This is a genomic window from Neobacillus phoenicis (assembly GCF_047302305.1).
GTDB lineage: Bacteria > Bacillota > Bacilli > Bacillales > Cytobacillaceae > Neobacillus.
The window spans coordinates 442,964-458,650 of the sequence record NZ_CP154847.1; the positions used below are offsets into that span (position 1 = coordinate 442,964).

Annotated in this window: 7 protein-coding genes, 2 tRNA genes and 3 rRNA genes; 1 reads left to right on the forward strand and 11 read right to left on the reverse strand. The window is 43.0% G+C overall.

Annotated features, from left to right (window positions below; translation table 11 throughout):
• Nucleotides 1-45: 45 nt before the first annotated feature.
• The gene (locus AA0X95_RS02300; RefSeq protein WP_413309813.1) at nt 46-1,359 is read right to left on the reverse strand and encodes a serine hydrolase; all 1,314 of its coding nucleotides are present in this window, start codon (nt 1,357-1,359) and stop codon (nt 46-48) included.
• A 212-nt stretch (nt 1,360-1,571) separates the two neighbouring features.
• Nucleotides 1,572-3,041, reverse strand: a complete 1,470-nt coding sequence (guaB, locus tag AA0X95_RS02305) for an IMP dehydrogenase (protein WP_413304889.1) — start codon at nt 3,039-3,041, stop codon at nt 1,572-1,574.
• A 107-nt stretch (nt 3,042-3,148) separates the two neighbouring features.
• On the opposite strand from guaB, the gene AA0X95_RS02310 reads away from it, so the two are divergent.
• On the forward strand, nt 3,149-4,087 hold the full coding sequence (locus AA0X95_RS02310; RefSeq protein WP_413304892.1) for a YaaC family protein: 939 nt from the start codon (nt 3,149-3,151) through the stop codon (nt 4,085-4,087).
• Between the two features lie 341 nt (nt 4,088-4,428).
• Here the strand turns inward: AA0X95_RS02310 and rrf are convergent.
• From rrf to recF, 9 genes are all read right to left on the reverse strand, one after another.
• Nucleotides 4,429-4,545, reverse strand: a 5S ribosomal RNA gene (gene rrf / locus AA0X95_RS02315).
• 79 nt (nt 4,546-4,624) lie between these two features.
• Nucleotides 4,625-7,560, reverse strand: a 23S ribosomal RNA gene (locus AA0X95_RS02320).
• Nucleotides 7,561-7,668: 108 nt separating this feature from the next.
• Nucleotides 7,669-7,744: transfer RNA gene (locus AA0X95_RS02325), tRNA-Ala, on the reverse strand.
• 12 nt (nt 7,745-7,756) lie between these two features.
• Nucleotides 7,757-7,830, reverse strand: a tRNA-Ile gene (locus AA0X95_RS02330).
• Nucleotides 7,831-7,937: 107 nt separating this feature from the next.
• Nucleotides 7,938-9,475: ribosomal RNA gene (locus AA0X95_RS02335) — 16S ribosomal RNA — on the reverse strand.
• The 16S, 23S and 5S rRNA genes sit together here with 2 tRNA genes alongside, the layout of an rRNA operon.
• A 216-nt stretch (nt 9,476-9,691) precedes the next feature.
• Complete coding sequence (gene gyrA, locus AA0X95_RS02340) at nt 9,692-12,214, reverse strand: DNA gyrase subunit A (RefSeq protein WP_413304894.1); 2,523 nt, start codon at nt 12,212-12,214, stop codon at nt 9,692-9,694.
• 90 nt (nt 12,215-12,304) lie between these two features.
• Complete coding sequence (gene gyrB / locus AA0X95_RS02345) at nt 12,305-14,233, reverse strand: DNA topoisomerase (ATP-hydrolyzing) subunit B (protein WP_413304897.1); 1,929 nt, start codon at nt 14,231-14,233, stop codon at nt 12,305-12,307.
• A 74-nt stretch (nt 14,234-14,307) separates the two neighbouring features.
• Complete coding sequence (remB, locus tag AA0X95_RS02350; RefSeq protein ID WP_413304899.1) at nt 14,308-14,556, reverse strand: extracellular matrix regulator RemB; 249 nt, start codon at nt 14,554-14,556, stop codon at nt 14,308-14,310.
• An 8-nt stretch (nt 14,557-14,564) separates the two neighbouring features.
• Nucleotides 14,565-15,683: a DNA replication/repair protein RecF gene (recF, locus tag AA0X95_RS02355; RefSeq protein ID WP_413304902.1), complete on the reverse strand. Its 1,119-nt coding sequence runs from the start codon at nt 15,681-15,683 to the stop codon at nt 14,565-14,567.
• Nucleotides 15,684-15,687: the final 4 nt, after the last annotated feature.

Consider the following 15,687-nt stretch of genomic DNA (forward strand, 5'->3'; position numbering starts at 1 on the left):
AATCCTTCTTAAAAAATCCAAAATTTTCATTTGTTTTTATTCTAATTAAAACCAACCTTTTACGGTTGAAGAAATTCCGTGCCAAACATCACCGAAGAAATTGCCAATCCCACGCATCATTAGGACAAACCAATTTGCTTTTTCTACATCTTGTGCAGCGATGACATCCACTTTGATTTTCTTCTGTCCCTCTTCAGTTAAAAATGAAACCTTTTCACCATTTTTCGGTTCAATAGTTAAATATCCAACTGTTTCACCTTTTTTGACTGGTGCTGTTATTTCTCCATCTTTATTAACCTTTTTCTTATCTAAAACAAGAACTGGTTTGTAACTCTTCTTTTCACCATTAAGGACAACCATGTTAATAGCTGACTTTGTATAAATTTTCACTTGGTCTTCCTTCCCTTTAGTGATAGGAAGTGTTTTATGCCCCTTTACCTGATAATGTTTAGGAACAATTTGTTCTTTTGTATAATTACTAAATGCATAATCCATCATTTTTCTTGTTTCATCAAAACGTGCTTTGTAGCCGCCTTTTCCGCTGGCATCCTTTGCATTTTGAACAACAGTTATAAATCGTTTGCCATCACGGCTTGCCGTTCCAGTGAAGCAATAACCCGCAAAATCAGTTGTACCTGTTTTAAGCCCGTCCATACCTTCATAACCGTAAACCAGCTTCGGAAGCATCCAGTTCCAGTTATCCATCTTTATTTGATCGTCAGTGCCTTCTCTGAACATTTTCATCGGCGTGCTAGCTGTTTTTAACACTTCAGGGAAATCATTAATTAAATGAAATGCTAATTTTGCAACAGCACGTGGAGACATTACGTTCTCATCCTCTGGACCTGTTCCTTCAGGATGCTGTCCATGATAATCTCGGTTATTTAAACCTGTAGAGTTAACGAATTTATAATCCTTTAATCCTAATTGTTTAGCTTTGTCATTCATCATTTTTACAAAGTTTGCTTCTGATCCGCCAATGGTTTCTGCAATTGCAATGGTTGCACTATTTGCAGAATAAATAGCCATTGCTTCATATAATTCACGGATCGTATATTTGCCATCTGCACGTAATGGCACATTCGAAAGACTTCTGTCATGAGAATTTTTATAAACAAGATCACTTACTGAATATTCCTGATCCCATTTCACTTTGCCTTTCTTAACCGCATCAAGTAAAAGATATTCTGTCATCATTTTAGTCATGCTGGCAACCCCTAATACACTGTCAGCATTCTGCTCATAAAGAACCTTACCTGTTTCTGCATCAACTAATATCGCACCATCTGCATTTACATTTAACGCTGCTTGTGCCTTAGCTTGGTTTACACCAGCAAATAGGCTAAAAAACATAATCATTGCCAGTGCACTGGCAACACATTTCTGATAAAAATGTTTATTCACTGTAACGCCCTCCAACGAATTTATACACTTTGGTTATTTTAACATAAGTAGCTGGTAAATCATAGACAGAGCATAGAACCATTCTTTTTCCAATTCTGCTATTTTTCTAGGAATATTTGACCGTAAAAAAAAACAGAGAAGCTAGGCTTCCCTGTTTCATTTGAAGATTATAGAGAATAGTTAGGCGCCTCTTTTGTAATTTGAACATCATGTGGATGACTTTCTCTTAATCCAGCACCTGTCATCTTAATGAACTGTGCTTTTGTTCTTAATTCTTCAAGGTCCTTTGTTCCGCAATATCCCATTCCCGCTCTAAGACCGCCAATGAGCTGATAAACTGTCTCTGATAATGGTCCCTTATAAGGAATCCTTCCTTCAATTCCTTCAGGCACAAACTTTTTGTTATCTTCCTGGAAATATCGGTCTTTCGATCCCTTTTCCATCGCAGCCACAGAGCCCATTCCACGGTATACCTTAAAGCGACGCCCTTGGAAAATTTCTGTTTCTCCTGGACTTTCTGATACACCAGCTAAAAGGCTTCCTAGCATGACTGCATGTCCACCTGCGGCTAAGGCTTTTACGATATCTCCAGAGTATTTGATTCCACCATCAGCAATTATTGTCTTTCCATGCTTCATTGCTTCCGTTGCACAATCATAAACAGCAGTAATTTGTGGCACACCTACACCTGCTACAACCCTTGTTGTACAAATGGAGCCTGGTCCAATTCCTACTTTAACAACATCAGCCCCTGCTTCAATTAAGTCCTTTGTCGCCTCCGCTGTGGCCACATTTCCTGCAATGATTGTCAATTCAGGATGAGCCGCTCTAATTTCCTTCACAGTTTCAAGAACGCCCTTTGAATGGCCGTGTGCTGTATCCACTACAATGACATCTACATTGGCCTTCACAAGCATATCCACACGCTTCATTGTGTCACTAGTTACCCCTACTGCTGCTCCCGCTAATAAACGTCCTTGCTTGTCTTTCGCTGAGTTTGGAAACTCAATAACTTTTTCAATATCTTTGATTGTAATTAATCCTTTTAATACGCCCTGTTCATTTACGAGTGGGAGTTTTTCAATTTTGTACCGTTGCAGAATCTTTTCTGCCTCTTTCAATGTGGTCCCAACTGGTGCTGTTACAAGATTTTCCTTTGTCATCACATCTGCAATTTTAAAGGAGTAATCCTGATCCTGGATAAAACGTAAATCTCTATTAGTAATAATGCCTATTAGTTTTTGTTCTTCGATGTTATTAACAATGGGTACTCCCGAAATCCGATATTTGCCCATTAAATGTTCGGCATCAAACACTTGATGTTCTGGCGTGAGGAAAAAAGGATCGGTAATGACTCCACTTTCTGACCTCTTAACCTTTTCCACCTGTTCAGCCTGCTGCTCAATCGTCATGTTTTTATGGATAATTCCCAAACCACCCTGACGAGCCATAGAAATGGCCATCTCAGATTCGGTAACAGTGTCCATTCCAGCACTAATAATCGGAATATTAAGCTTTACACTTGGTGATAACTCCACTTGCAAACTGACATCTCTCGGTAAAACCTCAGACTTACCTGGAATTAATAATACATCATCAAACGTTAAACCTTCTTTTACAAATTTACTTTCCCACATTTTAACGGCCCCCAGGATAAAAAATATTATTTGTAGGTTATCAATTGGACAAAATACTGTCAAGGAATAATTATTAGTTTGATTCTTCTGAAAAAGGTGGTACGAACTTGGATATTCACTATAAGGGTTGGAACAGCTACTCAAGTTTTTTTTCGGCAGAGTATTGCCAGCGGTATTTAAAAAACAGCTATCAAAAGCGTCAAATAGATAATCCTGAACAAAAAAGCTACGAAAACGGATATGCTTTCCTCTATTATCTTGAGCATGGAAAAATATATTATGAGCAGGCGGAAAAATCTCCTCTTATTTTAAAACCAATTTTACTATTTTATGGGCTCGTCCATTTAATTAAGGCTTGTATATTAACCATCGACCCTTCTTATCCCGAGACAACAGCTGTGCTGGCACATGGAGTTTCGACAAGGAAAAGAAAAAAGCAAAATTATCTTTTTTTTCAGGATGAAGTAAAAGTGCAAAAAAATGGACTTTTCCCCTTCATGTCGGAAAAATTGTTTCACATGAAACAATTAGAAGGGGAGAAAGTCATAATGGAGGAATTACTACAGCTTATACCGGAATTAGATGATTTATTCTATTTACTTTTAGGAAAACGGACATTTGTCCAATTAGATCGCGTTGGCAAACAATTAACCATACCAAATAGCGTTCTGGACTCCTATCATATGACTGAGAGCAGGTTAAAGGAATTTCTCGCCTCTAAGTTGGACCACTCAATTGAGTTTTCCAACGAGGGACTTTCATTTACAATGACCTCTACTTCAGCAAACTCACCACTAAAAATAAATTTGGAGAAGCCATGCTATGTACTGCCACTGCAGAAAGGGAATCATTTTGATTTTCCAGAGCTGCTTGTACATTATTTATTACTCTATAATTTAAGTATGATTGCTCGTTACGAAACCGAGTGGTGGAGTGAATTAACAAAAATGATGCCAAACCAAGATTATCCATTTATTAATTCATTTCTTGATGTAACCCTCCAAAAAGGACCGTTTTTAGTTTATCAGTATCTTATGAAACCATAAAAAAAAGACAACCCATTTCAGGTTGTCTATTCAAAGGCTGTCGAAAAACTTTCGATAGCCTTTTGTTTTGTACTATTTCCCCGCCTTAATCTGTTTAAACCTTACTAATATATAGCATTTTCAACAAGTATGTTGAATGGAGCTCCAGGCGCTTCGCTTTCCGCGGGCGTGCCGGGGAGCCTCCTCGTCGCTTCACTCCTGCGGGGTCTCCCCTGCCCCGTACTCCCGCAGGAGTCTTCGCGCCTTCCGCTCCAATCAACAGTGTATAAAAATCAAAAATGTTCTTTAACACAGCCAACAAAAGAAAAAAAGACAACCATTTTCAGGTTGTCTTTTCATTTGCCTGGCAACGTCCTACTCTCACAGGGACTTTCGTCCCAACTACCATCGGCGCTGAGAAGCTTAACTTCCGTGTTCGGTATGGGAACGGGTGTGACCTTCTCGCCATAGTTACCAGACTATTTTGTTAGAGAAATCATTCTCTCAAAACTAGATAATGCAGAAGAAGTGTTTGTAAAAAACGAGTTCGCTTAAAAATTGGTTAAGTCCTCGAACGATTAGTATCAGTCAGCTCCACATGTTACCACGCTTCCACCTCTGACCTATCAACCTGATCATCTTTCAGGGTTCTTACTAGCTTGACGCTATGGGAAATCTCATCTTGAGGGGGGCTTCATGCTTAGATGCTTTCAGCACTTATCCCGTCCGCACATAGCTACCCAGCGATGCCTTTGGCAAGACAACTGGTACACCAGCGGTGCGTCCATCCCGGTCCTCTCGTACTAAGGACAGCTCCTCTCAAATTTCCTGCGCCCACGACGGATAGGGACCGAACTGTCTCACGACGTTCTGAACCCAGCTCGCGTACCGCTTTAATGGGCGAACAGCCCAACCCTTGGGACCGACTACAGCCCCAGGATGCGATGAGCCGACATCGAGGTGCCAAACCTCCCCGTCGATGTGGACTCTTGGGGGAGATAAGCCTGTTATCCCCGGGGTAGCTTTTATCCGTTGAGCGATGGCCCTTCCATGCGGAACCACCGGATCACTAAGCCCGACTTTCGTCCCTGCTCGACTTGTAGGTCTCGCAGTCAAGCTCCCTTGTGCCTTTACACTCTACGAATGATTTCCAACCATTCTGAGGGAACCTTTGGGCGCCTCCGTTACTCTTTAGGAGGCGACCGCCCCAGTCAAACTGCCCACCTGACACTGTCTCCCACCCCGATAAGGGGTGCGGGTTAGAATTTCAATACAGCCAGGGTAGTATCCCACCGACGCCTCCACCGAAGCTAGCGCTCCGGTTTCTACGGCTCCTACCTATCCTGTACAAGCTGTACCAAAATTCAATATCAGGCTACAGTAAAGCTCCACGGGGTCTTTCCGTCCTGTCGCGGGTAACCTGCATCTTCACAGGTACTATAATTTCACCGAGTCTCTCGTTGAGACAGTGCCCAGATCGTTACGCCTTTCGTGCGGGTCGGAACTTACCCGACAAGGAATTTCGCTACCTTAGGACCGTTATAGTTACGGCCGCCGTTTACTGGGGCTTCGATTCAGAGCTTCGCTTGCGCTAACCCCTCCTCTTAACCTTCCAGCACCGGGCAGGCGTCAGCCCCTATACTTCGCCTTGCGGCTTCGCAGAGACCTGTGTTTTTGCTAAACAGTCGCCTGGGCCTATTCACTGCGGCTCTTCGAGGCTATTCACCTCAAAAAGCACCCCTTCTCCCGAAGTTACGGGGTCATTTTGCCGAGTTCCTTAACGAGAGTTCTCTCGCTCACCTTAGGATTCTCTCCTCGCCTACCTGTGTCGGTTTGCGGTACGGGCACCTTTTATCTCGCTAGAGGCTTTTCTTGGCAGTGTGGAATCAGGAACTTCGGTACTAAATTTCCCTCGCTATCACAGCTCAGCCTTTACGGAAAGCGGATTTTCCTACTTTCCAGCCTAACTGCTTAGACGCGCATATCCAACAGCGCGCTTACCCTATCCTCCTGCGTCCCCCCATCACTCAAACGATAAAGAGGTGGTACAGGAATATCAACCTGTTGTCCATCGCCTACGCCTTTCGGCCTCGGCTTAGGTCCCGACTAACCCTGAGCGGACGAGCCTTCCTCAGGAAACCTTAGGCATACGGTGGATGAGATTCTCACTCATCTTTCGCTACTCATACCGGCATTCTCACTTCTAAGCGCTCCACCAGTCCTTACGGTCTAGCTTCAACGCCCTTAGAACGCTCTCCTACCACTGACATCTAAGATGTCAATCCACAGCTTCGGTGTTACGTTTAGCCCCGGTACATTTTCGGCGCAGAGTCACTCGACCAGTGAGCTATTACGCACTCTTTAAATGGTGGCTGCTTCTAAGCCAACATCCTGGTTGTCTAAGCAACTCCACATCCTTTTCCACTTAACGTAAACTTTGGGACCTTAGCTGGTGGTCTGGGCTGTTTCCCTTTTGACTACGGATCTTATCACTCGCAGTCTGACTCCCACGGATAAGTCTTTGGCATTCGGAGTTTGTCTGAATTCGGTAACCCGATGAGGGCCCCTAGTCCAAACAGTGCTCTACCTCCAAGACTCTAACTACGTGAGGCTAGCCCTAAAGCTATTTCGGAGAGAACCAGCTATCTCCAAGTTCGATTGGAATTTCTCCGCTACCCACACCTCATCCCCGCACTTTTCAACGTGCGTGGGTTCGGGCCTCCATCCAGTGTTACCTGGACTTCACCCTGGACATGGGTAGATCACCTGGTTTCGGGTCTACGACCACATACTCATTCGCCCTATTCAGACTCGCTTTCGCTGCGGCTCCGTCTCTTCAACTTAACCTTGCATGGGATCGTAACTCGCCGGTTCATTCTACAAAAGGCACGCTATCACCCATTAACGGGCTCTAACTACTTGTAGGCACACGGTTTCAGGAACTATTTCACTCCCCTTCCGGGGTGCTTTTCACCTTTCCCTCACGGTACTGGTTCACTATCGGTCACTAGGGAGTATTTAGCCTTGGGAGATGGTCCTCCCTGCTTCCGACCGGATTTCACGTGTCCGGCCGTACTCAGGATCCACTCAGGAGGGAACGAAGTTTCGACTACAGGGTTTTTACCTTCTCTGACGGGCCTTTCCAGGCCGCTTCATCTACCCCGTTCCTTTGTAACTCCATGTTGAGTGTCCTACAACCCCAAGAGGCAAGCCTCTTGGTTTGGGCTATGTCCCGTTTCGCTCGCCGCTACTCAGGGAATCGCGTTTGCTTTCTCTTCCTCCGGGTACTTAGATGTTTCAGTTCCCCGGGTATGCCTTCAATACCCTATGTATTCAGGTAAAGATACTGTTCCATTACGAACAGTGGGTTCCCCCATTCGGAAATCTCCGGATCAAAGCTTACTTACAGCTCCCCGAAGCATATCGGTGTTAGTCCCGTCCTTCATCGGCTCCTAGTGCCAAGGCATTCACCGTGCGCCCTTTCTAACTTAACCTAAAAGGTTTATTACTCTTATTAAATAAGAGAGAAAACTAAAATGGCGATTACTCGATGTTTTACTTGACTTCTTCATTACGATTATCTAGTTTTCAAAGAACAATTTTGGTGGAGCTTAGCGGGATCGAACCGCTGACCTCCTGCGTGCAAGGCAGGCGCTCTCCCAGCTGAGCTAAAGCCCCGTAGAAGGAAAGTGGGCCTAAATGGACTCGAACCATCGACCTCACGCTTATCAGGCGTGCGCTCTAACCAGCTGAGCTATAGGCCCCCACTACGACTATACATTTGAGAATTTGCACTCTCAAAACTAAACAAACAAGAAACAATCAAACAAACGTGTTTTGTCTGGCTCATATGTCCAGCTTATATCCTTAGAAAGGAGGTGATCCAGCCGCACCTTCCGATACGGCTACCTTGTTACGACTTCACCCCAATCATCTGTCCCACCTTAGGCGGCTGGCTCCTTACGGTTACCCCACCGACTTCGGGTGTTACAAACTCTCGTGGTGTGACGGGCGGTGTGTACAAGGCCCGGGAACGTATTCACCGCGGCATGCTGATCCGCGATTACTAGCGATTCCGGCTTCATGTAGGCGAGTTGCAGCCTACAATCCGAACTGAGAATGGTTTTATGGGATTGGCTAAACCTCGCGGTCTTGCAGCCCTTTGTACCATCCATTGTAGCACGTGTGTAGCCCAGGTCATAAGGGGCATGATGATTTGACGTCATCCCCACCTTCCTCCGGTTTGTCACCGGCAGTCACCTTAGAGTGCCCAACTGAATGCTGGCAACTAAGATCAAGGGTTGCGCTCGTTGCGGGACTTAACCCAACATCTCACGACACGAGCTGACGACAACCATGCACCACCTGTCACTCTGTCCCCCGAAGGGGAACGTCCTATCTCTAGGAGTGTCAGAGGATGTCAAGACCTGGTAAGGTTCTTCGCGTTGCTTCGAATTAAACCACATGCTCCACCGCTTGTGCGGGCCCCCGTCAATTCCTTTGAGTTTCAGCCTTGCGGCCGTACTCCCCAGGCGGAGTGCTTAATGCGTTAGCTGCAGCACTAAGGGGCGGAAACCCCCTAACACTTAGCACTCATCGTTTACGGCGTGGACTACCAGGGTATCTAATCCTGTTTGCTCCCCACGCTTTCGCGCCTCAGCGTCAGTTACAGACCAGAAAGCCGCCTTCGCCACTGGTGTTCCTCCACATCTCTACGCATTTCACCGCTACACGTGGAATTCCGCTTTCCTCTTCTGCACTCAAGTCCCCCAGTTTCCAATGACCCTCCACGGTTGAGCCGTGGGCTTTCACATCAGACTTAAAGGACCGCCTGCGCGCGCTTTACGCCCAATAATTCCGGACAACGCTTGCCACCTACGTATTACCGCGGCTGCTGGCACGTAGTTAGCCGTGGCTTTCTGGTTAGGTACCGTCAAGGTACCGGCAGTTACTCCGGTACTTGTTCTTCCCTAACAACAGAGCTTTACGACCCGAAGGCCTTCATCGCTCACGCGGCGTTGCTCCATCAGACTTTCGTCCATTGTGGAAGATTCCCTACTGCTGCCTCCCGTAGGAGTCTGGGCCGTGTCTCAGTCCCAGTGTGGCCGATCACCCTCTCAGGTCGGCTACGCATCGTCGCCTTGGTGAGCCGTTACCTCACCAACTAGCTAATGCGCCGCGGGCCCATCTGTAAGTGACAGCCGAAACCGTCTTTCAGCTTTTCCTCATGAGAGGAAAAGGATTATCCGGTATTAGCTCCGGTTTCCCGAAGTTATCCCAGTCTTACAGGCAGGTTGCCCACGTGTTACTCACCCGTCCGCCGCTAACCACCGAAGTGGTTCGCTCGACTTGCATGTATTAGGCACGCCGCCAGCGTTCGTCCTGAGCCAGGATCAAACTCTCCAAGAAAGTTGATTAGCTCATTTTGTTACGTTGGCTTAGCTTCACTAAGAAGCTAAATATTGTTTGTTGACGCTTTTGTTTGTTTAGTTTTCAAAGAACAATTTTTCTTGATCGCTCGTAAGCGACTCAATAAATATATCATGTACAGCATTTAAAGTCAACGGTTTTTTTAAAAGAAAAAAAGAGACTGTCTCATTGATGTCGAGTCAGTCTCTTTTCCTTTTATTCTTCAGTCTCAGGAGTGTTCATTTCTTGGTTTTCTTCAACATTGTTACCTTCAGTGCCATCACTGTCCACTTCATGAGATTCTTCTTCTTTTTCAACCTTGGCTACTGTTGCAACGAACTCGTTATCGCTCTCTTTCATACTAATAAGTTTGACACCCTGCGTGCTTCGACCCATTTTAGAAATACCAGCAACATCCATTCGGATGAGTACACCACCGGTTGTGATAAGCATAAGGTCTTCTTCACCTGTCACTGCTCTCATAGAGACAAGTGGACCATTTTTCTCCGTCACCTGGCAGGTTTTTATTCCTTTACCGCCTCTACCTTGGATACGATATTCTGATGCAGGAGTACGTTTACCATAACCATTCTTGGTTACAATAAGAACATCATTGTTCTCTTCTAAAACTTCCATTCCAACAACTTCATCATCAGAATCTAGAGTAATTCCTTTTACTCCAGTTGCTGTACGTCCCATCGACCTAACATCGGTTTCAGGGAAGTGAATTAACATACCCTTTTTAGTTCCAATGATCATATGCTTGTTGCCATCAGTTAGACGAACAGATATAAGTTCATCACCTTCACGTAAACTCAAAGCAATAAGACCGTTATTACGGATATTAGCAAATGATGTTAACGGAGAACGTTTAGATACTCCCTCTTTAGTTGTAAAGAAAAGGAACCAATCATCGACAAATTCCTCGACAGGAATAATCGCATTTACCCATTCACCTTTTTCGATTCCAAGCAAGTTAATGATTGGAATTCCTTTAGCTGTTCTGCTATATTCAGGTATTTCGTACCCTTTTGATCGATATACCTTCCCTTTGTTTGTAAAGAAAAGAATCGTATCATGCGTTGATGTGGTAATCAAATGTTCAACGAAATCATCTTCATTCGTTCCCATACCTTGAATACCACGACCACCACGTCTTTGGGCACGATATGTAGATACAGGTAGACGTTTGATATAACCATTATGGGTTAATGAAATGACAATATTTTCTCGAGGAATTAAATCTTCATCCTCAATATTTTCAATTCCACCAGTTACAATCTCGGTACGGCGTGTATCATTAAAGCGCTCTTTAATTTCGATTAATTCCTCACGGATAATTTCAAGAACCTTTTCTTCATCAGCTAAAATAGCTTTTAATTCTGCAATTAACTTAACTAAATTTTGGTACTCTTCTTCAATCTTTTCTCTTTCTAATCCTGTTAAACGCTGCAGACGCATATCAAGGATCGCTTGTGCCTGCTTTTCGGAGAGATTAAAGGTTGTCATTAATCCTTCACGAGCAATATCCGTCGTTTGTGAACTTCGAATTAAAGTAATAACAGCATCAAGATTGTCTAAAGCGATTCTTAAGCCATCTAAAATATGGGCCCGTGCTTCTGCTTTTCGCAATTCAAATTCAGTTCTTCTGCGGATGACTACTCTTTGATGATCTAAGTAGTGAACTAAACATTGCTTTAGGCTCAGTACCTTCGGCTGTCCACCAACAAGTGCTAGCGTGTTAATACCAAAGCTGGTTTGAAGCGCCGTTTGTTTATATAAATTATTTAAAAGGACATTTGCATTCGCATCTTTTCGAACTTCAATAACGATTCGCATTCCTCTACGGTCAGATTCATCTCGCAGATCAGTGATGCCTTCAATTTTTTTATCACGAGCTAATTCAGCAATTTTCTCGATTAACTTCGCCTTATTTACCTGATATGGAAGCTCATTTACAATGATAACTTCTTTACCGTTAGACTTTTGTTCAATTTCTACTTTAGCTCGGATTGTTATGGAGCCTCTGCCAGTTTCGTAAGCCTTACGAATACCACTTCTGCCAAGAATCATTCCGCCTGTCGGGAAATCAGGACCAGGAATAATCTCCATTAATTCCTGAGTAGTAATTTCAGGGTCATGACTGAGTGCTAACACTCCATCAATTACTTCCCCAAGCTGATGTGGTGGTATATTTGTAGCCATACCTACCGCAATACCAGTCGTACCATTAACTAATAGGTTTGGAAACCTAGCTGGTAAAACAACTGGTTCTTTCTCCTCACCATCATAGTTATCTTGATAATCAATAGTATCCTTGTTTATATCTCTCAATAATTCCATTGATATCTTAGACATTCTTGATTCGGTGTAACGCATAGCTGCTGCAGCGTCTCCATCCACCGAACCAAAGTTACCATGCCCATCAACGAGCATATAACGATAGTTGAAATCCTGTGCCATACGTACCATTGTTTCATAAACAGCAGAATCACCATGTGGGTGATACTTTCCGATTACATCCCCAACAATACGAGCAGATTTTTTATATGGTTTGTCTGAATGCATTCCTAAATCATGCATAGCATAAAGAATACGACGATGAACCGGTTTTAACCCATCACGGACATCCGGAAGGGCACGAGAAACAATAACACTCATCGCATAGTCAAGAAAGGAAGATCTCATTTCCTGACTTATATTAATCTCTTTTATTTGAGAACTTGGTGATTCAGCCATAATTGGTACCTCCTATTGGATCACACTAAGGGCTAGGTAAAAGAAAAAGGAGGATAGTGGTCATCCCTCTACCCCTTAATCTATATCTAGTTATATATCTAGATTCTTTACATATTGTGCATTTGCTTCAATGAAGTTACGACGAGGTTCTACCTTATCGCCCATTAACATTTCAAATGTCTCGTCTGCTTCTATGGCATCTTCAAGGCTTACTTGAAGCATGGTTCTAGTAGATGGATCCATCGTTGTTTCCCATAATTGTTCTGGATTCATCTCTCCCAAACCTTTATATCGTTGGATATTTGGTTTTGGTGTTGCTGGTAACTCCGCAAAAATCTTATCAAGTTCTTTATCATTATAGGCGTACTCTATGCGTTTCCCTTGCTGAACCTTATATAGAGGAGGCTGGGCAATGTAGATATAGCCAGCTTCTAAGATCTTTCTCATATAACGATAGAAGAAGGTTAAAATAAGTGTCCGAATATGTGCGCCATCCACGTCGGCATCTGTCATGATAACGACTTTATGATAACGAGCTTTCGCAATATCGAAATCTTCTCCAATACCAGTTCCGATTGCTGTGATCATCGCTCTTACTTCGTTGTTAGACAAAATCTTGTCGAGACGTGCTTTTTCAACATTCAGGATTTTACCTCTTAGCGGTAGAATAGCTTGGAAGTGTCTATCTCGCCCTTGCTTTGCTGACCCTCCCGCAGAGTCACCCTCAACGATGTATATTTCACTCTCAGAAGGATCTTTTGAAGAACAATCAGCTAGCTTACCTGGTAAGCTTGAAACTTCTAACGCACTTTTCCGACGCGTTAACTCCCTGGCTTTCTTAGCTGCAAGTCTTGCCCGTGCGGCCATCAAACCTTTTTCAACGATTTTTTTCGCTACTGTAGGATTTTCTAAGAGGAACTTTTCAAAGTGGCCGGCAAAGACCGTATCTGTGATAGCTCTAACCTCTGAATTACCGAGTTTCGTCTTTGTTTGTCCCTCAAATTGTGGATCAGGATGTTTGATGGAAACAATCGCTGTTAACCCTTCACGGACATCTTCACCTGATAGGTTCGTATCATTCTCTTTGATTAGGCCGTTTTTCCTTGCATAATCATTGATGACTCTTGTTAAGGCTGTTTTAAATCCGGATTCATGTGTTCCACCTTCATAGGTGTGAATATTATTGGCAAAGGAATAAATGCTATCAGTGTAGCCCTCATTATACTGAAGAGCAACTTCCACACTAATACCATCGCGTTCCCCGCCGATATATATCGGTTCTTCATGAATGACTTCCTTCGTGCGGTTTAAATGTTCAACATACGATTTAATTCCGCCTTCGTAGTAGTATTCATTCTGTTTATTTTCAACACGCTTATCTTCGATGGTGATTTTAATTCCTTTGTTTAAAAAGGCTAATTCACGAAGACGAGTAGCGAGAATGTCATACTCATATACTAATGTTTCAGTGAAAATCTCTCCATCGGGTCTAAAGTGTGTAGTAGTACCCGTTCGATCAGTTGTACCAATGACCTCTAACTCTTGAACAACAGCGCCTCGCTCAAATTTAATCGAGTGGATTTTCCCATCACGGTGGACATATACCTCAAGTTCGGTAGAGAGGGCATTAACAACTGAAGCACCCACACCATGAAGGCCCCCAGAAACTTTATAACCCCCACCGCCAAATTTACCGCCGGCATGGAGTACCGTCATAATAACTTCAACTGCAGGTCTGCCCATCTTTTCTTGAATATCAACCGGAATTCCACGGCCATTATCCTTGACAGTAATACTGTTATCTTTTTCAATTAAGACATTAATCTCATCACAGTAACCAGCGAGTGCCTCATCAATACTGTTATCAACAATTTCCCATACTAGATGATGAAGACCCTTTCCACTAGTTGATCCAATATACATACCAGGTCTTTTTCTAACCGCTTCAAGGCCTTCAAGGACTTGAATTTGATCGGCTCCGTATGTTTGTTCCTGAACCGCATTTTGTTCGATAGTCATACTAGTTCACCTGCACCTTCTGACAAAAATATATCTATATTTTCGTGGTTTAAAACAATAAAAGAATGTTTATATTAAAATTCATGTATATTCCTTTGGTTTGAACGTTTCTTTAAAGTTCCAGAGGCAATCGGGGATAGGTATACTTTTTCATGGGTAATAATGACTGATTTATAAGGGTTTTTAGATAAATTGATTACCTTTTCCTGATGGTGCTTTAGGAATTCCTCGACAAGTGACGATTGATTGGCACTCTCTTTATCTAAAATAGAAATAATATCCTTAGCCCTAATATTAAGATCTTCCCCGATATGAATATACATGGTTCACCTCAGTTTACTTTCCTTATCGCACCAGCCTCAACAACAAAGGTTGAAGCCTCCTTTAATGTTTGGTGGTCAATCCCTTCGACACTTGTTGTTGTCACAAATGTTTGAACTTTCCCTTGGATGGTATTAAGTAAATGGGATTGCCTGTAATCATCTAATTCGGATAACACATCATCAAGCAGTAAAATAGGGTACTCACCAATTTCAGAATAGATTAGCTCAATTTCTGCAAGCTTTACCGAAAGGGCCGTTGTTCGCTGCTGTCCCTGTGAACCAAAGGTTTGAACATCTCTTCCGTTCACAAAAAATAATAAATCATCACGATGAGGCCCAAAAAGGGTAGTGCCTCGTTCAATTTCCCTCGTTTTGACCTTCGCAAATTTTTCTTCAAAGCATGCTATCATCTTCGACAAATCTTGTTCTTCTAATACCTCTACCGAAGGCTTATAGGTAATTTCCAGGTTCTCCAACCCCCTTGAAATCCCTTGATGAATTGGTTTTGCCCATTTTTCAAGTAAACGAAGGAATTCAAACCGCTTTGTAACAATTTTCACTGCTATTTGGATAAATTGTTCCGTTAAAATTTCAAGCATGGTTTGATCCGATTGTTTCTTTAATTGCATCATTTTCAAATAATGATTACGTTGTTGGAGTATTTTTTGATATTGGCTCATATCATGTAAATAAATTGGCGAAACCTGACCAATCTCCATATCAATAAACCGTCTTCGCACCTGTGGACTACCTTTAACAATATTAAGGTCTTCTGGTGCAAACATAACCACATTCAAATTGCCCACATATTGACTTAACCTTTGCTGTTCAATATGGTTGCACTTTGCCTTCTTTCCCTTTTTGGAGATAATTAACTGCATTGGCAAAGAACTGTGTTGTTTTTGAACCCGTCCCTCTATTTTAGCATATTCTTGGTCCCAACGAATAAGTTCTTTGTCATTAGATGTCCGGTGTGATTTAGCCATGGCAAGGACATAGATGGATTCCATCACATTTGTTTTCCCTTGGGCATTTTCACCTAAGATCACATTTACTTTATTTTCAAATTCTACGAATAACTCTTCATAGTTTCGATAATTAGTTAAGGCTAATTTTTCAATATACATGGCA